Source organism: Sphingomonas sp. SORGH_AS_0438 (assembly GCF_031453475.1).
Taxonomy (GTDB): Bacteria; Pseudomonadota; Alphaproteobacteria; order Sphingomonadales; family Sphingomonadaceae; genus Sphingomonas.
This window is the reverse complement of record NZ_JAVIZS010000001.1, coordinates 14,943-39,844: the sequence shown is the minus strand read 5'-3', so window position 1 is coordinate 39,844 and position 24,902 is coordinate 14,943. Positions and strand designations below refer to the sequence as shown.

20 protein-coding genes and 3 pseudogenes are annotated in these 24,902 nt (G+C 67.1%); 12 read left to right on the top strand and 11 right to left on the bottom strand.

Annotated features, from left to right (window positions below; translation table 11 throughout):
• The 4 genes from flgA (at nucleotide 1) to QE452_RS00165 (ending at nucleotide 2,467) form a co-directional block, all read left to right on the top strand.
• Nucleotides 1-450 carry a flagellar basal body P-ring formation chaperone FlgA gene (gene flgA, locus QE452_RS00180; protein ID WP_309658172.1) on the top strand — a complete coding sequence of 150 codons (450 nt, stop codon included), beginning with the start codon at nucleotides 1-3 and terminating at the stop codon, nucleotides 448-450.
• Between the two features lie 23 nt (nucleotides 451-473).
• On the top strand, nucleotides 474-1,202 hold the full coding sequence (gene flgH, locus QE452_RS00175; RefSeq protein WP_309658171.1) for a flagellar basal body L-ring protein FlgH: 729 nt from the start codon (nucleotides 474-476) through the stop codon (nucleotides 1,200-1,202).
• Between the two features lie 109 nt (nucleotides 1,203-1,311).
• Nucleotides 1,312-1,530 carry a hypothetical protein gene (locus tag QE452_RS00170; RefSeq protein ID WP_309658170.1) on the top strand — a complete coding sequence of 73 codons (219 nt, stop codon included), beginning with the start codon at nucleotides 1,312-1,314 and terminating at the stop codon, nucleotides 1,528-1,530.
• 43 nt (nucleotides 1,531-1,573) lie between these two features.
• Complete coding sequence (locus QE452_RS00165) at nucleotides 1,574-2,467, top strand: flagellin (protein ID WP_309658169.1); 894 nt, start codon at nucleotides 1,574-1,576, stop codon at nucleotides 2,465-2,467.
• Between the two features lie 121 nt (nucleotides 2,468-2,588).
• Here the strand turns inward: QE452_RS00165 and QE452_RS00160 are convergent, their stop codons facing one another.
• A complete protein-coding gene (locus tag QE452_RS00160; protein ID WP_309658168.1) occupies nucleotides 2,589-3,236 on the bottom strand; it encodes a PEP-CTERM sorting domain-containing protein in 648 nt (215 codons plus the stop codon).
• 468 nt (nucleotides 3,237-3,704) lie between these two features.
• Here QE452_RS00160 and QE452_RS00155 point away from each other — a divergent pair, with 468 nt between their 5' ends.
• Nucleotides 3,705-4,589, top strand: a complete 885-nt coding sequence (locus QE452_RS00155) for a flagellin (protein ID WP_309658167.1) — start codon at nucleotides 3,705-3,707, stop codon at nucleotides 4,587-4,589.
• A gap of 271 nt (nucleotides 4,590-4,860) precedes the next feature.
• The gene (locus QE452_RS00150) at nucleotides 4,861-5,157 is read left to right on the top strand and encodes a hypothetical protein (protein ID WP_309729436.1); all 297 of its coding nucleotides are present in this window, start codon (nucleotides 4,861-4,863) and stop codon (nucleotides 5,155-5,157) included.
• Between the two features lie 478 nt (nucleotides 5,158-5,635).
• On the opposite strand, the gene QE452_RS00145 is transcribed toward QE452_RS00150, so the two are convergent.
• Together QE452_RS00145 and QE452_RS00140 are read right to left on the bottom strand one after the other, a co-directional pair.
• Entirely contained in the window at nucleotides 5,636-7,672 is a 2,037-nt protein-coding gene (locus QE452_RS00145; protein WP_309658165.1) for an EAL domain-containing protein, read from the bottom strand.
• Entirely contained in the window at nucleotides 7,669-7,962 is a 294-nt protein-coding gene (locus QE452_RS00140) for a hypothetical protein (protein WP_309658164.1), read from the bottom strand. Before QE452_RS00140 ends, QE452_RS00145 begins: the two co-directional genes overlap by 4 nt.
• A 208-nt stretch (nucleotides 7,963-8,170) precedes the next feature.
• Here QE452_RS00140 and QE452_RS00135 point away from each other — a divergent pair, with 208 nt between their 5' ends.
• Nucleotides 8,171-8,365: a hypothetical protein gene (locus QE452_RS00135; protein WP_309658163.1), complete on the top strand. Its 195-nt coding sequence runs from the start codon at nucleotides 8,171-8,173 to the stop codon at nucleotides 8,363-8,365.
• A complete protein-coding gene (locus QE452_RS00130; RefSeq protein WP_309658162.1) occupies nucleotides 8,362-10,197 on the top strand; it encodes a hypothetical protein in 1,836 nt (611 codons plus the stop codon). The genes QE452_RS00135 and QE452_RS00130 overlap by 4 nt, the downstream gene beginning before the upstream one ends.
• A gap of 131 nt (nucleotides 10,198-10,328) precedes the next feature.
• Here the strand turns inward: QE452_RS00130 and QE452_RS00125 are convergent, their stop codons facing one another.
• The 3 genes from QE452_RS00125 to QE452_RS00115 form a co-directional block, all read right to left on the bottom strand.
• Nucleotides 10,329-10,595 carry a hypothetical protein gene (locus QE452_RS00125; RefSeq protein WP_125995886.1) on the bottom strand — a complete coding sequence of 89 codons (267 nt, stop codon included), beginning with the start codon at nucleotides 10,593-10,595 and terminating at the stop codon, nucleotides 10,329-10,331.
• Nucleotides 10,596-10,660: 65 nt separating this feature from the next.
• The gene (locus QE452_RS00120; protein ID WP_125995887.1) at nucleotides 10,661-12,004 is read right to left on the bottom strand and encodes a DEAD/DEAH box helicase; all 1,344 of its coding nucleotides are present in this window, start codon (nucleotides 12,002-12,004) and stop codon (nucleotides 10,661-10,663) included.
• Nucleotides 12,005-12,207: 203 nt separating this feature from the next.
• A complete protein-coding gene (locus QE452_RS00115; protein ID WP_309658161.1) occupies nucleotides 12,208-13,506 on the bottom strand; it encodes a methyl-accepting chemotaxis protein in 1,299 nt (432 codons plus the stop codon).
• A 153-nt stretch (nucleotides 13,507-13,659) separates the two neighbouring features.
• Between QE452_RS00115 and QE452_RS00110 the strand changes: the two are divergent.
• The 4 genes and pseudogenes from QE452_RS00110 (at nucleotide 13,660) to QE452_RS00095 (ending at nucleotide 19,049) form a co-directional block, all read left to right on the top strand.
• Nucleotides 13,660-14,677, top strand: a pseudogene (locus QE452_RS00110) (fumarylacetoacetate hydrolase family protein).
• Nucleotides 14,678-15,141: 464 nt separating this feature from the next.
• Nucleotides 15,142-16,443: a 3-methyl-2-oxobutanoate dehydrogenase (2-methylpropanoyl-transferring) subunit alpha gene (locus QE452_RS00105; RefSeq protein WP_309658158.1), complete on the top strand. Its 1,302-nt coding sequence runs from the start codon at nucleotides 15,142-15,144 to the stop codon at nucleotides 16,441-16,443.
• Between the two features lie 202 nt (nucleotides 16,444-16,645).
• A complete protein-coding gene (locus tag QE452_RS00100) occupies nucleotides 16,646-17,653 on the top strand; it encodes an alpha-ketoacid dehydrogenase subunit beta (RefSeq protein WP_125995907.1) in 1,008 nt (335 codons plus the stop codon).
• 70 nt (nucleotides 17,654-17,723) lie between these two features.
• Nucleotides 17,724-19,049 (top strand): dihydrolipoamide acetyltransferase family protein, encoded by a 1,326-nt coding sequence (locus QE452_RS00095; protein WP_309658157.1) that lies wholly within the window; start codon nucleotides 17,724-17,726, stop codon nucleotides 19,047-19,049.
• Between the two features lie 43 nt (nucleotides 19,050-19,092).
• Here QE452_RS00095 and QE452_RS18990 read toward each other — a convergent pair.
• From QE452_RS18990 to QE452_RS00075, 5 genes and pseudogenes are all read right to left on the bottom strand, one after another.
• Nucleotides 19,093-19,197 (bottom strand): annotated as a pseudogene (locus QE452_RS18990) (PEPxxWA-CTERM sorting domain-containing protein); the annotation flags it as partial.
• Between the two features lie 180 nt (nucleotides 19,198-19,377).
• Nucleotides 19,378-20,496, bottom strand: a pseudogene (locus QE452_RS00090) (esterase-like activity of phytase family protein); the annotation flags it as partial.
• A gap of 186 nt (nucleotides 20,497-20,682) precedes the next feature.
• Nucleotides 20,683-21,552, bottom strand: a complete 870-nt coding sequence (locus QE452_RS00085) for a 3-hydroxybutyryl-CoA dehydrogenase (protein ID WP_309658155.1) — start codon at nucleotides 21,550-21,552, stop codon at nucleotides 20,683-20,685.
• Between the two features lie 150 nt (nucleotides 21,553-21,702).
• Entirely contained in the window at nucleotides 21,703-22,272 is a 570-nt protein-coding gene (locus tag QE452_RS00080; RefSeq protein WP_309729433.1) for a PEPxxWA-CTERM sorting domain-containing protein, read from the bottom strand.
• A gap of 248 nt (nucleotides 22,273-22,520) precedes the next feature.
• Nucleotides 22,521-24,881, bottom strand: coding sequence for a glycoside hydrolase family 95 protein (locus QE452_RS00075; protein WP_309658153.1), 2,361 nt, complete (start codon nucleotides 24,879-24,881; stop codon nucleotides 22,521-22,523).
• Between the last annotated feature and the right edge of the window lie 21 nt (nucleotides 24,882-24,902).

Below are 24,902 nucleotides of genomic sequence, written 5' to 3'. Positions count from 1 at the left end.
ATGGCCCTGTTCCCCCTGCTCGCCGCGGCGCTCGCCGCAACCGCGCCCGCCCCGGCGGCCAATCCCAACATGGTCGACACGCCGGTGCTGTCGCATCCGGTCGCGCGCGGCGAGATCCTGTCCGCCGCCGATTTCGAGCCGCAGCCCCGTGCGCGCGGCTTTGCGATCGGCGCGCTGCCCGTCGCATCGGCGGCAGGACGCGAGGCGGTGCGCGACCTGTCGGCGGGCGCGGTCGTGCGCTCGGGCGATGTCGTCACGCCCCGGCTGGTCCGGCGCGGCGAGCCGGTGACGATCAGCCTGCGCGGCGCGGGCCTGGTGATCGGCACCACCGGCCGGGCGCTCGGCTCGGGCGGCATGGGTGACCTGGTCCGCGTCGTCGCCCCCGCCACCGGCCGCACGCTCGACACCATCGTCGAAGGCAGCGGCGCCGTCCGCGTCGCCGCTCCCTGACCTCCATCGCGAAAGGCCGCGTCATGCGCCCCACCCACACGCTCCTCCTCTGCACGCTCGCGCTCGGCCTGTCGGGCTGCGGCGCGGTCGGCCGGCTGAAACAGGTCGGCAAGGCCCCGCCGCTCAGCCAGGCCGACCCGCTCGACATGCCGAGCGTCGAGGAATCGCTCGGCCGCCGCACCCCGTCGCAGCCGACCGTCGGCCCCGCCGCCACCGCCTCGCTGTTCCGCACCGGCGCGGGCGCGTTCCTGGGCGACCAGCGCGCCGCGCGCGTCGGCGACATCCTGACCGTGCGGATCAACGTCGCCGACAAGGCGGAGGTCGGCAACACCACCGCACGCAGCCAGGGCGGGTCGGAGAATGCCGGCCTGTCGGCGCTGCTCGGCCTGGAGAAGCTGTTGCCCGGCGACGCGTCCAAGGCGGTGGCGAGCAACTCCACCTCCAAGTTCAACGGCACCGGCACGATCAGCCGGTCCGAGACGATCAACATGACCATGTCGGCGATCGTCACCGGCGTGCTGCCCAATGGCAATCTCGCGATCCGGGGCCGACAGGAGATCCGGGTCAATTACGAGCTGCGCGAGCTGATCGTCAGCGGCATCGTGCGGCCGCAGGACATCGCCCGCGACAACAGCATCCGCCACAGCCAGATCGCCGAGGCGCGCATCAGCTATGGCGGACGCGGCCAGTTGACCAGCGCGCAACAGGCCCGCTGGGGCCAGCAGATCTACGACGCGCTCTTCCCCTTCTGACAGGTTCCCGCCCGGCACCGGCCGGGCACCGTCATGGTGAGCGAAGCCATCCAGGGCCATCGGCCTTGGGTGGCTTCGTCGCATTCGGCCCGCGGCAGAGTCCGATGGCGTGACCTTGAAGACCGTCATGGCGAGCGCAGCGAAACCATCCAGGGGCCGCGCGCATGACGCGCCATATGGCTTCGCTGCGCTCGCAACGACGGCGTGCGCCGTTCCGGAACCGCAAGAAAAAATTTACGCTTATTCATTGAATTTTAACGATGATTTTTTCGCACCGCGCGACCGCCGAGGCGTGATCCATCCCAAAATGGAAGGGCAGGACGCTTGAAGCATCCAGTCGGCGGGGCGCCGATTTCGCCCCACGATCCCGAATGGATCGTTATTTCCAGAAGGAAATCATCATGGCTTTTTCGGTCAACACCAACAACAATGCGATGGCGGCTCTCCAGAGCCTGAACAAGACCAACAAGGGTCTGGACCAGGTTTCGAATCGCGTTTCGACCGGCTTGAAGGTCGCGTCGACCAAGGATGACTCGGCAGCGTATAACATTGCGCTGGGCCTGAAAGGCAACAAGTCGGACTTGCAGGCCGTCACCGGTTCGCTGTCGCGCGCGAAGAGCGTGACCGACGTGGCGGTGAGCGGCATGGAACAGATTGCCGACACCATCAATTCAATGCGGACGCTGGCAAAGCAGGCGTCCGATGCCGGCATCTCTACGGCGACCCGCTCGTCCTACAATGACGAGTTCCAGGCGCTTAAGAGCCAGATGAGCACCATCATCGACTCCTCGTCGTTCGATGGCACCAATCTGCTCAAGAAGCTTGGGGGCAACGTATCGGCTCTGCAGTCAGTGAACAGCATCGATACCTCAGCTTATGTGCCTGATGCCCTGTCGGTAACAAACCGGAACTACGACTTGTCCATTGCGGGCACGTCCACCACGCTGGGCAACGACTCCACGCTCGGGACGTCGGATAATGTCGCTGCAACGGCGATGGTGAAGACCCTCGACGAAGTGGCGAAGACCGCCAAGGAAAATCTGGGCGTCCTGGGCGCGGCATCGCGCAAGATCGACGGGCAGCTGTCGTTCACCAGCAAGCTGTCGGACGCGATGGAAGCCGGCATCGGCAATCTCGTCGATGCCGACATGGCCAAGGAAGCGGCGAAGCTGACCGCCCTGCAGACCAAGCAGCAGCTTGGCATGCAGGCGCTGTCGATCGCCAACCAGGGTCCGCAGTCGATCGGCCAGCTCTTCCGAGGCTGACGATCCGGGCCACCGGTACGTCCCAAACCCCGGTGGCTCCTATGGCCGGAACGGAGAACCCGTTCCGGCCATTTTTTGCGTCCGGCGTCTGGCCAAGCCCCCTCTGTCGACCGCAGCCCGATCAGGCCGCCGCCGCCTCGACCGCGCGCCGCCGCCGGTCCCGCAGCGCCACGCCCAGCCCGGCAAAGCCCAGCCCCATCATCGCCCAGCTCGATGGCTCCGGCACCGCCGAGGCGAACAGATCGCCGGGAACATATTGTGCGTTGACTGCGCGCGGCCTGAAAGAAAAATCAACGATACTGGCTCTGGCCCGTGAAGCATCCGAATCAAACCTGATTTGATAGCGGAGTCCATATACCTCGGGCGCGCCCGACCCATCTAGGCCTTTGGCCGCAATCATAACCGAGTCGAGATAAGACATATGCCTTTTCTCGCCAAACAACTTTCCATTCACATCTAAAAATTTAAGATCCTTGAAATCTGATTTAATCAAGTTTTCTGAATCGCTAATCGAACCAAATACCAGAAAATCTTGTGAATTCACACCTTTAATATGACCGCCGCGAAAATAGATGGTCTCCACAATCGTATCCCCGGGTTTGATTTTTACCACCTCACCGGCTTTAAGGTTAGTCCTAGAATCACCGTTGATAAATGTTGATTCACTGATGCCTACCACGCGAGTTAGATTAAATATTGCAGCATGGGACGCTGATGACATAAGCAAAGTGCTGCAAGCAATTACAGCGGCTTCCAAAAAGTTTCGCATGCCACGTCTTCCTCATCGGGTATTTCATAACAGCAAATATCATTGACAAAAAACCAATGGCATTCGCATTAATACTAATACGTAATACCCGAATCAAAGTTTCTGTTATTAAAGCATGCACTGATAAGTGCTTTTATTAACAGCAAACATCCAATGAATGACGCCTGTTTTCGCGCAAGCATCGCGCGACACCCCTACGGATAAGGCATCCTCACATTCGACATTATGGGAGCAGGCTCCCCCCAGTGTTTCGGTTGGATCATCCGCATGGGTAAGGCGCGCCCAAATCCCTTCGGACGGCAGCGCCTGTTGTCCCGGCGGACGAAATTTCCGCCACCCGGACGATTTTTCCGCCTGTCGCGTCCGCCCCCGGCAGCTTCTTCCCATAATGGAAGGGCGAACCGCATCGCAGCGGGCCGCTGGCGGGGACTCCGCTGCGACCTTCCAGTTCGAAAGGGTAAGAAAGACATGGCGTTCTCAGTTAACACCAACGTTGGCGCGATGACCGCTCTCCAGTCGCTGAACGCGACCTCGAAGAGCCTCAGCACGACGCAAAGCCGCATCAACACCGGCCTGAACGTCGCCTCCACCAAGGATGACTCGGCGACGTACTCGATTGCGCAGAAGCTGCGCGGCAATCTCAGCGACATGAAGGCGGTCAGCCAGTCGCTGCAACGCGCTAAGAGCGTCATCGACGTCGCAGTGAATGGTGCCGAGCAGATCACCGACTACGTCAACCAGATGCGTACGCTCGCCAAACAGGCGTCCGACAGCGGCGTGGGGGCATCGAGCCTCGCCGCCTATAACAACGACTTCATAGCTTTGCGGGACCAGATCGTCACCGTGATCAATTCGTCCGAGTTCAACGGCACGAACCTGCTGAAGACGGGCGCCGGCAGCGTGAGCGCTTTGCAATCGTTGACCAACATGAAAACTCTGGCCACTGATGCCTATATTCCTGATACGCTGAACGTCGCCAACCAGGAATTGACCCTGGCTAATCCCGAGGTTCCATCCACCGGGGCGGATACAGGCCAGCTCGGCATCGACTCGCAGATTAATACGCCGGCTAAAGCCATGAAGATGGTCGATACGCTCGACTTTCTTACCAAGAATTTGTCGTCCAAGGTGGCAACGCTGGGTTCGGCATCCCGTGCGATCAACGCACAGCTTACCTTCGCCAGCAAATTGTCCGACACGTTCGAATCGGGCGTCGGCAACCTAGTCGACGCCGATCTGGCCAAGGAGTCGGCGAAGCTCACCGCGCTGCAGACCAAGCAGCAGCTCGGCGTGCAGGCGCTGTCGATCGCCAACCAGGCGCCGCAGATGATCGGCCAGCTGTTCAAGGGCTGATCCGCGATCCGGCGATCGCCCCCTCGATCATTCGTCGAAAGCGCCATAGGCGGGGTGGCTCGGCCACCCCGCCATAGCCATATTAGGTGTTTATCCTTAGTTAACACTGGATGAATGATCCGTTAAGCGGCGTTCATCCGTTTCGATACGGTATACGCAAAATCGATCGTGGGACGACCATCGGTCAGTTGGGGGCACTGGGTAACTACTATGGGGACTTCGCGGGAATTTCGCGTCACGATCGCTCTCCGGGGTGGAGGATGCCGGTGCCTTGTGGGATGCCGCCGCGGCGCAGGCCATGTCGATCATGGGCATGACGCTGGACGATGTCGCCGAGACGATCGGTGATCGCGCCGCTCCCCAGATCGAGGATTGCCTGACCTTCCTGGCGGACCCGATGCGCTTTGCCGGCTGCACCCCCACCACCTTCACCGTCGATTCCGACATCGCCGCCGTGCCGGCGATGGTGACGCCGCCGCTTCGCCCGCGTGGTACCGGACCGGTCCGCCGCCGCGCGATCCGCGCCGCCGAAGCGACCGCGCGCGTCGCCTGCATCGCCCCGCTCTGACTCCGTAAGCCGGTTGCCGCAGCAACCCCGGCGCATCGGCCATCCCGGCCGCATGGCGATGGCACCGTCCATCGCCGCACCCCGCATCGATCCCATAGCCCCGGCGACCTGAGGCCATTGGGTCGCCGACCGCTTGCCATCACACCGCCTGGATTCGGCACCGCTCCGCGAGAAGTGCCCTTCGCGCCGCCGCGCGCCTTCGATCAGCGACCCATGCTGATCCGCACATTCTGATCCTTCCCTGTGCGCCCCGCCCCCTGATCCTCGCCCGGGCCACCTGTCTTGTGGCCGCGCAGCAGGGCAGTGCGGCGCCATGCGTGGTCAGCCGGATGCGTCAGCCGGATGCGCCACTCAACACATCCCCTGGTCGAAGCGCAGTCCATATTCCGGCGGCCTTTGCCAAGCCACGCCGCCACGCCGGTTCGCGCCGCCGCCCTGTGGCGGGCGCACCATCTTACCGCAGGCCGCCCCCCGCCTCTTAACGGACGCTGGCGGCGCGGCCGCCCGCCACGGAGCGGCCGTGCAGCGGCGGCCGACGGTCTTCGTCCAGCCAGCGCAACAGCGCCTCGATCGTCATCGGCTGCGCGAACAGATAGCCCTGAACATAGCGATAACCATATTGGCGCGCGCGCCGCAGCTGGGTGGGCGTCTCGATCCCCTCGATCAGGCTGGTCAGGTCCAGCGTCCGGCACAGGCCGGCGACCGCCGCCACCACCTTGCCGCCGACCTCGTTCTCCATATTGGCGGCGAAGCTGCGGTCGAGCTTGACGCTGTCGATCGGCAGGCGCTGCAAATGGGTAAGGCTGGAGAAACCGGTGCCGAAATCGTCCAGCGCGACACGCATCCCCAGCGCGCGCAGCCGGGCGATGTTGGGGATGGCGATCTCATGGTTGCGGATCACCGCCGTCTCGGTAATCTCCATAATCAGGCGGCGCGGATCGAAGCCGCTGGCCTCGATCTCGGCGATCACCGCGTCGATGATCCGGTCGGCGACGATGTCCTTGGCGGACAGGTTGATCGAGACGCACAGCTCGGTCGGCAGGCGGCGGCTCTGCACCAGCACCTTGCGAAGCAGCACCAGCGTCATCTGGCCGATAATGCCCAGGTCCTCGGCCATCGGGATGAAGCGGTCCGGCCCCACCACACCCAGTACCGGGCTGGTCCAGCGCGCCAGCGCCTCGACCCCGCCGACCACCAGCGTCTCGGTATTCACCACCGGATGGAAGCACAGGTCCAGCTCCGCCTCCAGATCGGCCGCCAGCAGCACCGATTCCAGCGTCTGGTGCGAGCGGAGCCGCATCTCGTCCTCGGGCGAGAAGAGGATGCACCGCCCCCGCCCCTCCGCCTTGCCGCGATAGAGCGCATGATCGGCGCGGCCGTACAGTTCGCGCGCGCAGCGCATCCCCTCGATCGACTGGGCGACCCCGATGGTGCAGCGGCTGACGATCTCCAGCTCCTGCACGCAAAAGGGCCGGGCGAAGCTTTCGCACACCACCTCTCCCCAGGCGAGCGGATCGATGCCGGCCGGGATCAGCGCGCCGAACTCGTCGCCGCCGAGCCGCCCGACGACGATGCTGCCATCCGTATCGCTCCGACTACCGGCGGCGCGCAGCCGCTCACCGACCATCGTCAGCAACTGGTCGCCCACCGCATGGCCGTGCAGGTCGTTGACCTGCTTGAACCGGTCCAGGTCGATCACCGCCACCGCGAAGGGCATGTCGTCCGCCGCCATCATCCGGTCGAAGATGTCGAAGAAATGGGAACGGTTGCAAAGACTGGTCAGCGAATCCCGCCGGGCCAGGCGCTGCTGCTCATCGGCGCGTCGGAGGGCGGCGCACCGTTCCGCCATCAGCGCGCGTCGGGATTCGCTCAGCGCGCAAAACTGGCGAAAGCTGATCGTCAGCATCACCTGCACGATCGCCAGCAGGATCGCCAGCTGACCGATGGTGAACAGCTCGGCATGGGCCCCCGTGCGGATCGCGAAGAACAAGTGCGGCAGCAGCACGACGCACGCCGCCAGCAAGGCCGCTTGTGGCAGGGCGCGCAGGCAGGACATGCAGGCGATGACGCAAAGCACCACGAACAGGACCACCGACCCCAGCGCCATCGAATGCCAGGCGCTGCACGCCAGGATCGCCAGCGTGCTGAACAGCAGACCGGCGATCGGCATGATGAGGATGATCAGACGCAACGATCGCAGGTCACAGCCCCTGCCTCGCGGCACCCGATCGGGTATGGCACGCCACCAGCGGATGCGCATCGTGACGATCGCCGCGATCGGCAACAGGATCGCTCCGATCACCCAGAGAGAAATAGTGGTCCAGCTCCCCCAGAAGCAGAAGAGCATGTTCGCGGCCACGATGCCGTAGATGAGGGCGATATATTGCGAGAGGTCGCGCAACTGGTCGGCCGCCAGTTCGGGCGAGGTATGCCGCAGCGTCAACCAGTCGATGAAGCGGCCGAACGGACAGCGGGCCGACGGCGGAATCGCTCCGATGTCGGCCGCATCGCTCACGCCGTCACCGCCGACACCTTGGTCACCAGCAGCATATAAGCACCCGGAACCTGGTCGTGCAGCGCGCCATCGATCGCCTTGGCCAGCCGCTCGGCATCGACGGGGAGATAGGGCGAGGCGTGGAGGCGGGCGAATTCGCTCGTCGCCATCATCGCGCGCTCACGCACCGCGGGCATCACGCTGTTGATCGCCGCGGCCTCGGCCGAGTCGTCGACCTTCAACGCCAGCGTGACCAGCAACCGGCCATCGGCCCGGTCCCCCTGCACGATCGGCACGCGCAGTTCGGTCAAGGTGACGAATTGTGGCCCGCCCTCACCGCCGCCCCCATGGCCGGAAGCGGCCGCCGGGAGCGGTATCGTCAGCGGGATGAGCGTTAATAGGATAATAAGTAAGCGCGACATCAATGGCTTCCAGAAAATGACGCTCCAGCCCGACCGCCACAGGCAACTTACCCGTCACCATCCTATAATGAAGTGTACGCAAAGGGTAAATGAGACGATGAGCCAGGATCAGGGACCGGCCCAGATCAAGATGGTTGACGGCCAGGCCGGCGCACCCGGCGACGTCATCGTCGAGGAGGTCGGCAAGGCTCCGGCCGCCGGCAAGGGCATGGGGTTGCTGCCGATATTGCTGTTCGCCATTGGCGCGGTTGCCGCCGGCGCCGCCGTCGCGCGTCTGGGAATCGGCGCATGATCCGTCGGCTGGCCGGCGCGGCGACCCTGATGCTCGTGATCGGTGCGGCCCCGCCCCCGCAGGCCGGTGCCGGTCGCGCCGTACCCATGGCCCGGCTGCCGGGCTTCGCCCCCGCGCTGGCGGAACAACCGCTGCCCGGCACGCAAGCCTGGACGCGCATCGACACGGACTCCGCCTGGCATAGCATCGCCACCTCCACGCCGGAGACGCGGCAGGCGGCGCGCTGGACCCTGGCGACGGGCCTGCTGGCGATCGGGCGCGGACCGGATGCGGTGGGCGTGCTCGACGTGATGGGCGCCGACGACCCCGACTTGGCGCTGGTCCCGGCCTGGCGCCGGGCGCGCGGCGTCGCGCTGGCCCAGATCGGCGATCAGGACGGCGCGCTGGAGATGCTGACCACCGACTCGCTCGCCGACGATCCGGAAAGCTGTCTGTGGCGGATGCGGATGCTCGCCAAGGACGACCAGCCCGGCCCCGCCCTGCGCCAGCTCCGTTGCGCGATGCCGGCGTTGCAGGCGCGCAGCGACCTGGCGCGCCTGCCCTTCGTCGACGCCGCCGCCGAAGCGGCCGTGGCGCTGGGCGGTTATCGCGCCGCCCTCGCCTGGTTGAAGGCCGCGCCGGACGGCGATCCCGCCGCCAACCTGCTGCGCGGCCGCAGCCATATGGCGCTCGGCGATCCGCAGGAGGCGCGGCTGCGGCTGGAACGCGTGGCAATCAGCGGCGATGCCGAACAGCGCGCGCAAGCCGAACTCGCGCTGGTCCAGGCCGGATTGAAGGCCGGCACGCTGAAATCGGGCGACGCGATGAAGCGGCTGGAGGCGCTCGCCTTTCGCTGGCGCGGCGACGATACCGAACGCGCGACCCTGCGCCTGTGGATGGATCTGGCCGAACAGCGCAACGACACGCGCCAGGCGCTCATGGCGGGGGCCGCGCTGTTCCGCTATGGCGGGCCGACCGCGACCACCGGCACGCTGCTCGCGACGCTGCAATCCATGCTGGTGGCGGCGCTGTCGCCGGGATCGGGGCTGCCGCTCGACCAGGCGGCCGGGCTGTTCTGGGACTATCGCGACCTGGCCCCCGCCGGCAACAGCGGCGACAAGCTCGCCTATGTTCTGGCCGGCCGGTTGCAGGATGTGGGGCTGTACGGCCGCGCCGCCGACCTGCTCGACTATCAGTTGCAGCAACGTGCGCAGGATATCGAGACCGGCCCGTTGTCGATCCGGGTGGCGACGCTACGGGTGCTGGCGGGCACGCCGGACCAGGCGGTGCGGCTGCTGCGCCGGACCGCGCCCATCCCCTATCCGGCCGGCATGACGGCCGACCGGCACCGGGTCGAGGCCGCGGCGCTGACGCTGCTCGGCAAGCCGGCGGATGCTATGGCGACGTTGCAGGACGTGCCCGACTCTCGGGGCATCGCCAGCGAGATCTATTGGCGGGAGCGCGACTGGACGCATCTGATCGCGACCGGCGAGCCCTTGCTGCCCGAGCCGCGCAACCTGTCGGACGTGGGGCAGGCGATCGTGCTGCGCCATGCCATCGCCTTGTCGATGCTGGGCCGCAACGCCGCGCTGGAGCGGCTGCGCGGTCGCTATGCCGCCGCCTTCAACCGCCTGCCGACCGCGCCGGTCTTCGCGATGCTGACCGACACGCGGACGCCGGTCGATCCGGCACGGCTGGGCAAGGCAATGACCGCCCTTCCCTCCGCCACGCCGGCGGGGGATGTCGGGGACCTGATGGATCGTGGCGAGGCGGCAATGCAGGCGCTCGCGACGCCGCCGCCGGCCGAAGCGAAGGCGGCCGCACAGCCGAAAAAGGCGCCAGACAAGGCCTGAGGGGAGATCGGGCCGCCAGTGGCGGCGCGACCTCGCTCCGGTTCAAGCCATTCCCATTCCGGCGGGGGCAAGGGGCCGGGCGCGCCCGGCCACACCGGGTCGTGGATCACTGCGCGGCGATGATCCGGCGGTTACAACACCACCGTCTGCGGCTTCGACCCTTCGATCGCGGCGCGGACCATCTTTTCCCAGATGGCGACGTCGCCGGCATCGGCCATTGCCCGGTCAGGCTCGCGCAGCGTTCGCAGCACGGCCAAGGCCTCGGGCAGATGCTCGCGCCAGACCGCGTCGACATGCGCGCCGGCGGATTCCTCCTCACCTTGCGCATTCGCGCTGAGACGCTCACCCGCGAGGACACGGGCGATGCGTTCGGCGATCGGGGTGGTGGATACGTCCATCAGCGGCTCTCCTTCACCCGGATCAACGGGTGAGGGAGGCCGCTGGTTTCGTTAGGCCTGGAGACTCAGGCGCCCGCCTGCTGGCGACCACCGGGCCGGCCGCCGCGACCACGCTGGCTCGGCCGGCCGCGATGGCGGGCCTGCTGGCCCATCGGCGACGGCGCATGGGTCGCACGCGGCTTGGGCAGCGGACGCGGACCGCGCGGGCGATCCTCGCGCGGGGCGGGATCGGCACCGACCGCCGCGACCCGCGAGCTCTTGATCGCCGCCGCCTTCTTGGTGAAGTCGTCGGGCAGCGGCTGGACCGGCACCTTCTGGCGCGTCAGCTTCTCGATGTCGCGCAGATAGGGACGCTCATCCTCGGCGCAGAAGGCGATCGCCATGCCCGATGCGCCGGCGCGCGCGGTGCGGCCGATGCGGTGGACATATTGCTCGGGCACGTTGGGCAGCTCGAAATTGACGACATGGCTGACGCCCGACACGTCGATGCCGCGCGCGGCGATGTCAGTCGCGACCAGAATGCGGACCTCGCCCGACTTGAACTGGCCCAGCGCCCGCTCGCGCTGGCCCTGGCTCTTGTTGCCGTGGATGGCGTTGGCGGCGATGCCGTTGCCCGCCAGCAGCTTCACGACGCGGTCCGCGCCATGCTTGGTGCGGGTGAAGACCAGCGCGCGATCGATCGCCGGGTCCTGCAGCACCAGCGTCAGCAGCGCCTGCTTCTCGGTCTGGTTGACGAAGGTGACGCTCTGGTCGACGCGCTCGGCGGTGGTCGACTGCGGCACGACCGACACGGTCTTGGGCTGGTGCAGGAACTGGTCGGCCAGCTCGCGGATCGACGGCGGCATGGTCGCCGAGAAGAACAGGGTCTGGCGACGGCGCGGCAGCATCTTCACGATGCGGCGCAGCGCGTGGATGAAGCCCAGGTCGAGCATCTGGTCGGCCTCGTCCAGCACCAGGATCTCGATCGTCGACAGGTTCAGGAAGCCCTGCTCGACCAGGTCGATCAACCGGCCCGGCGTGGCGACCAGGATGTCGACGCCGCGCGACAGGTCCTGGCGGTTCTTGTTCAGGCTGGTGCCGCCGAACACGGTCGCGACCGACAGCTTGGAGAATTTGGCATAGCCGCGCGCATTGTCGGCGATCTGGCTGGCCAGTTCGCGCGTCGGCGCGAGCACGAGCATCCGGCAATGGGTCGGCAACACGCGCTTGGCGCTTTCCGCCAGCCGCTGGATCGACGGTAGCACGAAGGCCGCGGTCTTGCCGGTGCCGGTCTGCGCGATGCCGAGCAGGTCGCCGCCTTCGAGCAGGATGGGAATGGACTGCGCCTGGATCGGCGTGGGGGTGGTATAGCCCTTGGCTTCGAGCGCGCGGACGAGCGGCTCGGACAGGCCGAGTGTCTGGAACGACATAGAAAGAGTACCTTGCAACAGGCCACGCACCGCACGCGACGGGCGCACGGGTGGCGGGGGAGAAATGACACCCCGCGTGAATAGGGAAGCCCTGGCTTAACAACCGAGGCGGAGCTCGAACCAAGCGGTTCGTCCACGCTGCATGACGCCTCGATACCGGGGCCTATGCCATAGGTTACCGCATAGGTCAATGCTGCACCGCGTCATGCGGCTCGCAGCGCGTCCACCAACTGGCCGAGCTGATCCTCCAGCGACCGGGCACGGACGACCAGCGTATCGGCCAGATCGCGCATCAACGCGGCATCGTCGCGCGCCGCGCGCGTGCCGCCCTGGATATGGATGGCATGGTCGCCGATCGCGCGGGTGGCGGTGCCGACCTCGTGCACGGTGACGCTGATATCGCGGCTGGCCACGGTCTGCGCGCGCAACGCATCCTCGACCGCGCCGGACAGGGTCTCGACCGTGCCGACCGCCGCGCCCAGGCCGGACTGGACGTCGTACACGCCGCCGACCGCCGTGCCGATCTCCGCGACCCGGTCGTGGATGGTGCGCGCCGCCGCCCGCGTCTTGGCGGCGAGCGCCTTCACCTCCCCCGCCACGACCGCGAAGCCGACCCCCGCCGCGCCCGCGCGCGCCGCCTCGATCGAGGCGTTGAGCGACAGCGTCCCGGTATGGCGGGCGATCTCCTCGATCTCGTTGACCGCCGCCTCGATCGCGCCGGCCGCCAGCCGCAGCGACTCGACCTCCTCCGCGCCATCCGCCGCCAGTCGCACCGCCGCGCAAGTGGCCCCATGGGTATCGCCGGTCCGCGCCTCCACGGTCGCCAGCGCACCGGCAAGCTGTTCGCCGCGATCCGCGACCAGCCGCATCGCCTGCGCCGCCTGGTCGGACGCGCTCGCCACCTCGGCGATGCCCCGGCCGATATCCTCGGCGCGCACCGCCATCCGGCCGGACACCGTCGCCACCTGATCCGAAGCCTCGGTCAGCTGTCGTGCCAGATCGCGGGCATCGGCCTGGAAGCACCGGCTGGCCGCATCGATCCGGTCCGCGCGCGCGGCACGGCGGCGCGCCTCGGCCGCGTCGCTCTCCGCCACCAGCCGGAGCAGGGTCGGCTGGCCGATCGCTCCCAGGACCCGACCGTCGCGCACCACCACCAGCCCCTCGCACCCCTGCGGCGCGTCGGCGAAGGCGGCCAGGACCGCCGATGGCGTCGCGTCCGCCTCGACCAGCGCCACCGGTCGCATCATTGATTCGAGTGTGGCGCCGAAGCTGGGATTGCAGAGCAGGGAATAGCCATAGGGGCTGTAGAGCAGGGCGCGCATGTCGCTGTCGTAGATCGCGCCGACCGGCCGGTTGTCCGCATCGACGACGACCAGCATCCGGAGCGCGGGACAGCTGCGGAACATCTCCGCCGCCGCCGGCAAGGGCTGGTCGACGCGCAGCATGTGGCGCTCGCCGATCCAGTCGGCGGCCCGCCCGATGCGTTCGTCATTCCCCAGCATGGTGTCTCGACATGGTATACCCCCTGCCCCTTCCCTAGGAGCCAACCGGTAAACCGGGGGTTCACCGGGGATGACGGTTCGGTGACGTGGGCCGAGGATCGTTGCCCGACCGCGACGGCCGGCCTAGACTGCCGCCTTGGAAGAGGAGAAGCCATGAAGCTTGCCAGTCTGAAGGATGCCAGCGGACGCCGTCGTGACGGGACGCTCGTCGTCGTATCCAATGATCTCGCCTGGTATGCCGATGCGGGGCATATCGTGCCGACCCTGCAGGCCGCGCTGGACGATTGGGACCAGTTCGCGCCCGCGCTCGAGAACCTCGCGACCGACCTGGAACATGGGGCGATCCCGCGCGGCCGGTTCCACGAACATGACGCCGCCAGCCCCCTGCCCCGCGCCTATCAATGGGCGGACGGATCGGCCTATGTGAACCATGTCGCGCTGGTGCGGCAGGCGCGCGGCGCGGAGCTGCCCGACAGTTTCTGGCATGATCCGCTGATGTACCAGGGCGGGTCGGACGGCTTTCTGGGGCCGCGTGATCCGATCCCGCTCGCCGACGAGAGCTGGGGCTGCGACCTGGAGGGCGAGGTGGTCGTCGTCACCGGCGACGTTCCCCAGGGCGCCAGCCGCGCGGAAGCCCTGGCGGCGGTGCGGCTGGTCGGCCTGACCAACGACGTGTCGCTGCGCGGCCTGATCCCCGGCGAACTGGCCAAGGGCTTCGGCTTCTTCCAGTCCAAGCCGGCCAGCGCCTTCTCGCCCGTCTTCGTCACGCCCGAGGCGCTGGGCGACTGGTGGCGGGACGGCAAGCTGCACCGCACGCTGATGGTCGACCTGAACGGGCCAGCCCTTCGGCCGGATCGCGGCGGGCGAGGACATGACCTTCGACTTCGGCACGCTGATCGCGCATGCCGCCAGGACCCGGGCGCTGGGCGCGGGCACGATCATCGGATCGGGCACCGTGTCCAACCGCGACGCCGATGGCGGGCCGGGCAAGCCGATCGCGGCGGGCGGGGTCGGCTATGCCTGTCTGGCGGAGCAGCGGACCGTGGAGACGATCCTGGACGGCGCGGCGAAGACGCCGTTCCTGAAGCAGGGCGACACGGTGCGAATCTGGATGGAGGATGATCGCCACCATCCGATCTTCGGCGTGATCGAACAGTCCGTCGGCGCTTGAGCCACATGGGGAGCGACCGGCGCGATCCGGCCGCTCCCCATGTCGGCTATTCAGCGGCCGATCGCGACCTCGCCGGCATAATCCACGGCGCTGACGAGAAGTAGCGGCAGCCTGACGGTGGCGCGTCCGGCGATGGCGAACGCGGCGACCAGCCCATTGCCGGCCAAGCCACGGGATCATCACGATCCCGGCAACCAGCAACACCGGCACACCCACGATGCGGCGCATGGTCCGCCCGCTGGGCGGCCGCGCGGCGGTGATTGGCCCCATATACATCGACGACACTCCCTCTAGGAATGGATATAGGAACGACTTCCTAACATAGGGTAGACACCGCCCTGGGAGACCATCCATTCGCCCCGGTCACGGCGGGACGCGACGATCGACGCTTGAAATTTTATAACCGTCGCGCAAAAGCAAATTCCAACGTGACACGCGGACTCGACCGCGGCCGAACCGGAGAGATGATCGTGGCCGAAGAGCCTCGCGACGAGCTGCCGACCAATTTGCCGCGCCTGTCGCTGCACGTGCCGGAACCCAAGTTCCGCCCCGGCGATGCGGTCGATTTCACCGCGGTCGACATCCCCCCTGCCGGCGCCGCGCGCCGTCCCGACACCGCCGCCCCCGCCGCCGACTTCCCGGAACTGGCCTATACGCTGGTGCGGGTGCTGGACGACGACAACCAGGCGGTCGGGCCCTGGAACCCGCGCCTGTCGCCCGACGTGCTGCGCCGCATCCTGCGCAACATGGTGCGGCTGCGCGCCTTTGACGACCGCATGTTCCGGGCGCAGCGCCAGGGCAAGACCAGCTTCTACATGAAGGCGCTGGGCGAGGAGGCGGTGGCGGTGGCCGCCGCCCATGCGCTCGATTACGAGGACATGTGCTTTCCCTCCTATCGCCAGCAGGGACTGTTGATCGCGCGCGACTGGCCGCTGGTCGACATGATGAACCAGATCTATTCGAACACCGCCGACCGGTTGCAGGGCAAGCAGCTGCCGATCATGTATTCGGCGCGCGAGGCCGGGTTCTTCTCCATCTCCGGCAACCTCACCACCCAATATCCGCAGGCGGTGGGCTGGGCGATGGCATCGGCCGCCAAGGGCGATTCGCGCATCGCCGCCGTCTGGTGCGGCGAGGGATCGACCGCCGAGGGCGACTTCCACAATGCCTGCACCTTCGCCGCCGTCTATCGCGCGCCGGTGGTGATGAACGTCGTCAACAACCAATGGGCGATCTCCAGCTTCTCCGGCTTCGCCGGCGCGGAATCGACGACCTTCGCGGCGCGGGCGATCGGCTATGGCATCGCCGGCCTGCGCGTCGACGGCAATGACGCGCTCGCCGTCTATGCCGCGACGCAATGGGCGGCGGAGCGGGCGCGGACCAACCAGGGGCCGACCCTGATCGAGCATTTCACCTATCGCACCGAGGGGCATTCGACCTCCGACGATCCCTCGCAATATCGCTCGGCCGGCGAGCCTACCGCCTGGCCGCTGGGCGACCCGATCCGCCGCTTGAAGGATCACCTGATCGCGATCGGCGAGTGGGACGAGGATCGCCACGCCGCGCAGGACAAGGAATGCGCCGAGGAGGTCCGCGCCGCGCAAAAGGCGGCCGAGGCCAACGGCATTCTCGGCCATGGCCTGCACCAGCCGCTCGACACGCTGTTCGACGGCGTGTTCGAGGAGATGCCCTGGCACCTGCGCGAACAGCAGGCGCAGATGATGGCCGAGGAAGAGGCGTCGGGCCGGCCATGGGCGCGCAAGTGACCGTTGCGCCGCCGGCCCCGCGCCACTCCGGCGAAGGCCGGGGTCCGGGCGCGATGCCGATGCGATCGAGCGGCCTCGCGCACCTCCCTTTGTCTCGCATCTGGACCCCGGCCCGTGCCGGGATGGCCGTGGGAACCCTCCGATGACTGACGTCACCACCCTGCAAGATTCCGCCCCCGCCGCCGCGGGCGACACCGTCCGCATGAACATGATCCAGGCGATCAACTCCGCGCTCGACATCGTGATGGCGCGCGATCCCGATGTGGTCGTGATGGGCGAGGATGTCGGCTATTTCGGCGGCGTGTTCCGCGCCACCGCCGGGCTCCAGGCCAAATATGGCAAGACCCGCGTGTTCGACACGCCGATCAGCGAATGCGGCATCATCGGCGTCGCGGTGGGCATGGGCGCCTATGGCCTGCGCCCGGTGCCGGAGATCCAGTTCGCCGACTATATCTATCCCGCGCTCGACCAGCTCGTGTCGGAGGCGGCGCGGCTGCGCTATCGCTCGGCGGGCGAGTTCATCGCGCCGATGACGGTGCGCTCCCCCTTTGGCGGCGGCATCTTCGGCGGGCAGACCCATTCGCAATCGCCCGAGGGCATCTTCACCCATGTCTCGGGCGTGAAGACGGTGATCCCGTCCACCCCCTATGACGCCAAGGGGCTGCTGATCGCATCGATCGAGGACAATGACCCCGTCATCTTCTTCGAACCGAAGCGTATCTATAACGGCCCGTTCAACGGCTATTGGGACCGGCCGGCGGAAAACTGGTCGAAGCATCCCGGCGGCGCGGTGCCCGAGGGCTATTATCGCGTGCCGCTGGGCAAGGCGGCGATCGTCCGGCCGGGCGAGGCGCTGACCATCCTGGCCTATGGCACCATGGTCCATGTCTGCCGCGCGGTGGTGGAGGAGGCCGGGGTCGATGCCGAGATCGTCGACCTGCGGACCTTGGTGCCGCTCGACATCGAGACGATCGAGGAATCGGTCAGGAAGACCGGCCGCTGCATGATCGTGCATGAGGCGACGCGCACCTCCGGCTTCGGTGCGGAGCTGTCGGCGCTGGTCCAGGAACGCTGCTTCTATCATCTGGAAGCGCCGATCGAGCGGGTCACCGGCTTCGATACGCCTTATCCGCACAGCCTGGAATGGGCCTATTTCCCCGGCCCCGTGCGGATCGGCCAGGCCCTCAAGAAGATCATGAGCAACGCATGATGCTTCGCCTGTCCCCCTTCTCATTCCATTCCGATGCCGCGCGTCCGGCCGGCATCCACGGAGGTTTCTGATGGCTCGCTTCACCTTCCGCCTGCCCGATATCGGCGAGGGCATCGCCGAGGCGGAGATCGTCGCCTGGCACGTCGCGGTCGGCGACCGGGTCGAGGAAGATCAGAATATCGCCGACATGATGACCGACAAGGCGACGGTGGAAATGGAATCCCCCGTGTCCGGCACCGTGGTCGCGCTGGCCGGCGCGGTCGGCGACCAGGTCGCGATCGGCGCGGCGCTGGTGGTGATCGAGACCGAGGCCGAGGATAGCGGCACGGCGACGGACGCCGCCTCCCCCGCTACCGAGGAACCGGTGCTGGAGGCGGAGAATCCCGGCGTCGAGCAGGCGACTGTCCCCGCCCCTGCCCCTGCCCCTGCCCCTGCCCCCGCGCAGGACGCACCGGTGCCGGCCCCCGCGCCAGCCGCCGAGGCGAAGCGCGAACCGGCCCCAGCACAACCCGACCCGGCCGCTCCCGTGCTGGCCTCGCCGGCCGTCCGCGCCCGGGCACGCGACCTGGGCATCGACCTGGCGCAGGTGAAGACGGATGGCGACCGCGTCCGCCATGCCGATCTCGACGCCTATCTCCGCTACCATGCGGCCCAGGGCTATGGCGCCCCCGGCGCCAGCCGTGCGCGCGCGGACGAGCAGGTGCGCGTGATCGGGATGCGCCGCCGCATCGCCGAGAACATGGCCGCCGCCAAGCGCCACATCCCACATTTCACCTATGTCGACGAGATCGACGTGACCGAGCTGGAGCGCGTCCGCGCCGAGCTGAACGCGAACCGTGGCGGCCGGCCCAAGCTGACGATGCTGCCGCTGATGATCGTCGCCATCTGCCGCACCCTGCCCGACTTCCCGATGCTGAACGCCCGTTACGACGACGAGGCGGGCGTGGTCACCCGCTCGGGCCGCGTCCATCTGGGCATGGCGACGCAGACCGATGCCGGGCTGACCGTGCCCGTGATCCGCGATGCGCAGGACCGCAATGTCTGGCAGCTCGCCACCGAGATCACCCGGCTGGCGGAGGCGGCGCGCGCGTCCAAGCTGAAGCCGGAGGAACTGGGCGGCGGCACCATCACCGTCACCTCGCTCGGCCCGCTGGGCGGCATCGCGACCACGCCGGTCATCAACCGGCCCGAAGTCGCGATCATCGGCCCCAACAAGATCGTCGAGCGGCCGATGTTCCGGCCGGATGGCATGGGGGGCGACACGATCGTCCGCGCCAAGCTGATGAACCTGTCGATCAGCTGCGACCACCGCGTCGTCGATGGCTGGGACGCCGCCAGCTATGTGCAGGCGCTGAAGAAGCTGCTGGAAACACCGGTCCTGCTGTTCGCGGACTGATGAAAGACCGGGGGGCGGTATACCCGCCCCCCGGTCCCGGCGATCAGGCGGCGGCCATCGCCCCCCGCCGCCGACGCCGCGCCGCCGCGCCGACCAGGCCGAAGCCCAGCGTCATCGTCGCCCAGGTCGCCGGCTCCGGCACCACGCCGGCCAGGCTGGCATATTCCGCCGCGCTCAGGCGGAAGCTGTAGAGATAGCTGTCGAGCAGATGCTGCCCCTGCGGACAGCCGGCGCCAAGCGCGACCGTGCTGTTCACGCCGCCCGGCCCGCTGGTGCAGACGTCGAACTGCGTGCCGCCGCCATTCTGCGTGACCGAATAGTCGTTGTCGGTCGCGACGATCAGCGTGTAGCTGCCATCCGCCAGACGCGGACCGAAGGTGAAGCCCTCGATCTTCTCCGGCACGCTCAGGCCCATCGCCTTCAGCGCGGCGGCGAGGTCGATGAACGGCGTCGCGCTCTTGGCCACCGGCGTCACGCCGTCTGGCAGGTCGTTCCGGCCCTTCAGGCTGATCGTGCTGACATCGGTCGCGTTGCTCAGGTCGACTTGCCAGATCCGCTTAGAGCCCACAGTCAGCGCGGCATTGGGATCGTCGACGCCGAGCCCGCGATTGTCGCGCTCCAGCACCAGCAGCGTGCCGTTGGGCAGCGCCTGGATCGCCGAGATGCCGATCGAGCGGCCCTGCTTGTTGGCCTCGAAATCCTGGTCGGTGCCGTCGATCCGGCCATTGATGGCGGACAGGCTTTCGAGCTGGTAGATATATTGCTTGGTCGGCTGGCCGGTGGCGACGTCATATTGGACGATGCGCACGTTGCGGCTGTAGCGGCCATCGGCCTTGGCACCGTTCGCCCCCTCCTCGAACAGCGGGTCCTGCAGCATCGCATAGGCGGTCTTGCCATCGGCGCTGACCGTCAGCCCCTCGAATCCGCGATTGTCCTGGCGGCCGGTCGTCACCTTGTCGCGGTCGCCCGTATAGTCGACACTGCCGTTCGACCGCCGGGGCACCAGATTGGCGGGCACGGCGAAGGTCCGTACCGCCCGGCCGCTCTGGTCGAATTCGATGACCGAGGGGCCATATTCGTCCGACACCAGGAAATGGCCGTTGGGCAGGCGCGCCAGCCCCTCGGGATCGAGCGAGCCGCCCAGGGTCGACATGCTGCCGCTCGCCAGCGTCGGGTTCAGGCCGGTATAGGCATCGCCGTTCGCCTGGGTGAACAGGGTCGTCGCCTGCAGGTCGAAGCCACGGATCGCGCCCGTCGCGCGGTCGATATCGAGCGTGAAGGCCTGGAGGCGCGGCTGATAGGGCAGCACGCCGCCGCCCGGTCCACGATCGGTCGTGCCGTAGAAGGTGCCGGTCGCGGCATCATAGCTGAGGTCGGAGCCGAAGCCGCCCAGCCGGGTCTGCCCCGCGCCGGACAGGCCCGATGCGTCGGCACGGCTGCCCGACACGGCATATTGGGACACGAGCGTCGCCGCGCCCGCCGGAGCGGCGGCGGCGAGCAGGACGGCGAGGATCGCGGCGGGCGCGAGCGAAGGACGGCGCAATGTCTATCCCCCTGTTAACCATACGGATAAACAGGAGCGCCGTGACGCGGCCGTGACGCTTTGGCGACCGATCCGAGACAGGGGCGCGGATCAGCGCGTCGGCACCGGCTCCGCGCCCGAATAATCGTAGAAGCCGCGCTTGGTCTTGCGGCCGTACCAGCCCGCCTCGACATATTTGGCCAAGAGCGGCGCGGGCCGGAACTTGGGATCGCCGGTCCCCTCGAACAGCACGCGGGTGATCTCCAGACAGGTGTCGAGGCCGATAAAGTCCGCCAGCGTCAGCGGCCCCATCGGATGGTTGAGGCCGAGTTGGCAGGCGGCATCAATGTCCGGGATCGTCGCCACGCCCTCGCCGAGCGCGAAGCACGCCTCGTTGAGCATCGGCATCAGCACGCGGTTGACGATGAAGCCGGGCGCGTCATTGGCGCGCACCACCCGCTTGCCGAGCGCCTGGGCATAGGCCTCGACCCGGGCGACGGTCGCGTCGGCGGTGGCGAGGCCGCGGATCAGCTCGATCAGCCCCATGACCGGCACGGGGTTGAAGAAATGCACGCCGACGAAGCGCGCCGGATCGGGCGTCGCCTGCGCCAGCCGGGTGATCGGGATCGAGGAGGTGTTGGAGGCGAGGATCGCGTCCGGCCCCAGCACCCGGCCGACGGATTCGAAGATGGCGCGCTTGATCGCCTCGCGCTCGGTCGCCGCCTCAATCACCAGCGCCGCCTCGCCCATCGCGTCGGTGCTCTCGACCGGCTCGATCAGCGCCAGCGCGGCGTCGCGGGCGTCGGCGGCGATCTTCTCCTTGGCGACCAGCCGGTCGAGCGCCTTGGCGATGCCGGCCTTGCCCTTCTCCGCCTGCGCGCGCGAGACGTCGGACAGCAGCACGCGGTAGCCGGCCTGCGCCGATACCTGCGCGATGCCCGCGCCCATCTGTCCCGCCCCGATGACTCCGACCGTCTCCATGCCGCTCTCCTGTCGCGTTCGTGTTTGCCCGCTCGTTGCCGCGAAAGCGCGCGGGGGGCAATGGAAACAGTAGAGCAGGCTAGCGACAAGCGTTGGTGCCCCGCCGTCCCCACCATGGAGGACGGCAGCGGGGCACCATTCACCCTGCACTCAAGCGGTCACGACCGCTATGCTACGCCGCCGATAGCGCATCGTCGCGCCAACCATGCCGAAGCCACCAAGCATCAGCATCCATGTCGCGGGTTCTGGAACGGCCGAAACACTGTCGGCGACAATCCGGACATTATCGATTTTTACTCCGGTATTCACGACCGATCCATCCGAGGTAAATCGGAACGTGATTTTTGACCCAGAACCGACGCCACCGAGATTGATCGTGACCGGTCCAATAAATCCACTCCATCGCGAAACCTGAACACCATCTTTCAATATGGTAAGAAAATCATAACCAGACTCACCACGATAATCGAGATCAAAGTTTAACACCGCCCCATGTAGTTCGTTGATACTATTGATACTGTAGCTACTAATCTCAGAATTAGTATAGTATGCCCCATGGTGACCTACATACCCATCACTGGCAAAAAATCGACCTGTTACTGATTCTTGGTCAGACAATCCCGATGAAAAATCATTCTGAAAAACGATTGTTGATGCGCTAGCTGGAACTGCCGCCACTGTTAATAGCGAATACGCTACAGCAGCCACAATATTTCTCATCTTTACTTCCCCCGTTTAATATTCAGGCCACCCCTCGACCCGACATAAATTTAACTAAATCTTAACCAATGTTTTAATCAACCCCATTGTCTTTAAGTATTTTCCCTTAGGCTAAATATTTACCCAATAATTCAATGAGTCATTTTGCGTTAGTATTAATACGTACCGCCGTACGTCATTGTATTTTATTGCTCGTCGACATACGAGCTCAAAATTGCAAATGCGACACCATGAAAAGCATTCATACTTCATGTATTATCTTGTAAATACTTCTTAAAAAAGTCGTTATTCGTCAATGTCCGTTGCTCATCTGGCCGAAACGCGATCATCACTTGTCGGCCGTTAGCAGTCAGCACACGCCGGCCCGCCACTGTCGGACGCAATGTCACCTGCTCCAGCCGGCCAGCCCGCCAGGCGAGATCGACCTCGCACGCCCCCCGCGCCCGCAGGCCGGTGACATGGCCGCTGGGCCAGGCGCGCGGCAGCGCGGGGAGCAGGTCGATCGTGTCGCCCCGGCTCTGCATCAGCATCTCCACGATCGCCGCCGTACCGCCGAAATTGCCGTCGATCTGGAAGGGCGGATGCGCGTCGAACATGTTGGGATAGGTCCGCTCCGCCCCCAGCAGGAAGCGCAGGATGTCGTGCGCATGATCCCCCTCGCGCAGCCGCGCCCACAGGTTGATCCGCCACGCGGTCGCCCAGCCGGTGGCGCGGTCGCCGCGAATCTCCAGGCTGCGCCGCGCCGCCGCCGCCAGTTCGGGCGTGGTCGCGGGCGTGATCTGGTGCGAGGGGTGCAGGCCGTAGAGATGCGAGACGTGGCGGTGGTTCTGCTCCGGCGCATCAGCATCCCAGTCGGCCTGCCATTCCTGCAACTGCCCCTGCCGCCCGACCTTGTACGGCGCGAGGCGCGCGCGGGCGGCGCGCATTTCCGCGACCAGACCGGCATCGCGGCTGAGCAGCGTCGCCGCCGCCGCCGTCTGGTCGAACAGGTCGCGCAGGATCGCCATGTCCATGGTCGGCCCGGCGCAAAGCGCGCCGCCATGGCCATGCTCGTTCTCCGGGCTGAGCGAGGGATTGGTGACCAGCGCGCCGGTGCGCGGATCGGCCTGGAGCGTGTCGAGGAAGAAGCGCGCCGATCCCGCCATCAGCGGATAGACCGATGCCAGGAAGGCCTGGTCGCGGGTATAGTCGTAATGCTCCCATAAATGGGTGCAGAGCCACGCGCCGCCGGTCGGCCACATGCCCCAGGGCGCGCCGTCGATCGGCGCGGTCGCGCGCCAGATGTCGGTATTGTGATGCGCCACCCAGCCGCGCGCGCCGTACATGGTCCGCGCCGTGCGTTCGCCGGTGATCGCCAGTTCGCGGACCAGGCGGACCAGCGGCTCGACGCATTCGGCCAGGTTGGTCGACTGCGCGGGCCAATAGTTCATCTCGGTGTTGATGTTGATCGTGTATTTCGACTCCCAGGGCGGGGTCAGGCTGTCGTTCCACAGGCCTTGCAGCGTCGCCGCCTGCCCGCCGGGCTGCGAACAGGCGATCAGCAGGTAGCGGCCATAGTTAAAATAGAGCGCGGCCAGCGCCGGATCGTCCGCCGTCTGCGAGGCCCGGATGCGTTCGTCGGTGGGCAGCGAGGCGGCGGCGGAGCGGCCGAGATCGATCGACACGCGGCGGAACAGGCGACGATGCGCGGCACTGGCATCCGCGGCGATCCGGGCGAAGGAGCGGCCGCGCGCAGCGGCGATCGCGGCGGCGGTCGCGGCCAGCGGATCGCCCGACACATCGTCGAAGCGGCGGAAGCTGGTGCCCATCGCGACCAGCAGCGTCACCGCATCGGCATCGCGGATCGACAGGCGGCCATCAGGCGCGACGCGGACCTGGCCGCCCTCGTTCACCGCCAGCAGCCGCGCGGCGAAGGTCAGCGCGCCGGCCACGCCCTGCGACGCACCGTTGCGGCCGGTCAGCAGCAGCCCGGCCGCGCCATCCGCCCCGGTCGTCGCGCCCGCCTGTGGCGAGGTGAGCCCGACATCGACCGACAGCGTCCCGCGTGGCGCGGTCAGCCGCACCGCGATCACCCGGTCACCGGGCGCGGCGATCACCTGGCGGAGATGCTCGCCCGCCCCGGCGTGGAAGCGCGTCGTCGCCATCGCGGCATCGAGATCGAGGTCGCGCCGATAGGCGGACGCCGCGCCCAGATCGGGGAAGTCGAGCGTCAGGTCGCCCAGTGCCTGATAGGGCATCTGCTTGGGCGGCGTGCCGAGCAGCGACCGGTCGACCAGCGCCTGCGCCTCCTTGATCCGATCCGCGAACACCAGCTTGCGGACCTGGGGCAAGGCCCCGAGCGCGGCCGGGTTGACCGGATCATAGGGGCCGCCGGCCCAGAGCGTGCCCTCGTTCAGTTGCAGCCGTTCCCGCGCCGTGCCGCCGAACACCATCGCGCCCAGCACGCCGTTGCCGACCGGCAGCGCCTCGGTCCAGGCCTTGGCCGGCTGGCGATACCAGAGCATCGGCGCATCGGGGGCCGGCGCGGCAGCCATCGCCTCGCTCCCGATCGTGGCGGCGAGGCCGGTCGCGGCGGCCAGACCGATGGTTTCGCGGCGGGTCGGTTGCATCGCTCTCCCTTTCCGGGGGCA

What these genes read in the sequence shown, in the direction of transcription:
- QE452_RS00165 (WP_309658169.1), top strand. Translation starts at nt 1,574, where the DNA reads ATGGATCGTTATTTCCAGAAGGAAATCATCATGGCTTTTTCGGTCAAC.
- flgH (WP_309658171.1), top strand. Translation starts at nt 474, where the DNA reads ATGCGCCCCACCCACACGCTCCTCCTCTGCACGCTCGCGCTCGGCCTG.
- QE452_RS00160 (WP_309658168.1), bottom strand. Translation starts at nt 3,236, where the DNA reads ATGCGAAACTTTTTGGAAGCCGCTGTAATTGCTTGCAGCACTTTGCTT.
- QE452_RS00095 (WP_309658157.1), top strand. Translation starts at nt 17,724, where the DNA reads ATGGCTCGCTTCACCTTCCGCCTGCCCGATATCGGCGAGGGCATCGCC.
- QE452_RS00155 (WP_309658167.1), top strand. Translation starts at nt 3,705, where the DNA reads ATGGCGTTCTCAGTTAACACCAACGTTGGCGCGATGACCGCTCTCCAG.
- QE452_RS00080 (WP_309729433.1), bottom strand. Translation starts at nt 22,272, where the DNA reads ATGAGAAATATTGTGGCTGCTGTAGCGTATTCGCTATTAACAGTGGCG.
- QE452_RS00075 (WP_309658153.1), bottom strand. Translation starts at nt 24,881, where the DNA reads ATGCAACCGACCCGCCGCGAAACCATCGGTCTGGCCGCCGCGACCGGC.
- QE452_RS00120 (WP_125995887.1), bottom strand. Translation starts at nt 12,004, where the DNA reads ATGTCGTTCCAGACACTCGGCCTGTCCGAGCCGCTCGTCCGCGCGCTC.
- QE452_RS00125 (WP_125995886.1), bottom strand. Translation starts at nt 10,595, where the DNA reads ATGGACGTATCCACCACCCCGATCGCCGAACGCATCGCCCGTGTCCTC.
- QE452_RS00135 (WP_309658163.1), top strand. Translation starts at nt 8,171, where the DNA reads ATGAGCCAGGATCAGGGACCGGCCCAGATCAAGATGGTTGACGGCCAG.
- QE452_RS00105 (WP_309658158.1), top strand. Translation starts at nt 15,142, where the DNA reads ATGATCGTGGCCGAAGAGCCTCGCGACGAGCTGCCGACCAATTTGCCG.
- QE452_RS00115 (WP_309658161.1), bottom strand. Translation starts at nt 13,506, where the DNA reads ATGCTGGGGAATGACGAACGCATCGGGCGGGCCGCCGACTGGATCGGC.
- QE452_RS00100 (WP_125995907.1), top strand. Translation starts at nt 16,646, where the DNA reads ATGAACATGATCCAGGCGATCAACTCCGCGCTCGACATCGTGATGGCG.
- flgA (WP_309658172.1), top strand. Translation starts at nt 1, where the DNA reads ATGGCCCTGTTCCCCCTGCTCGCCGCGGCGCTCGCCGCAACCGCGCCC.
- QE452_RS00085 (WP_309658155.1), bottom strand. Translation starts at nt 21,552, where the DNA reads ATGGAGACGGTCGGAGTCATCGGGGCGGGACAGATGGGCGCGGGCATC.
- QE452_RS00130 (WP_309658162.1), top strand. Translation starts at nt 8,362, where the DNA reads ATGATCCGTCGGCTGGCCGGCGCGGCGACCCTGATGCTCGTGATCGGT.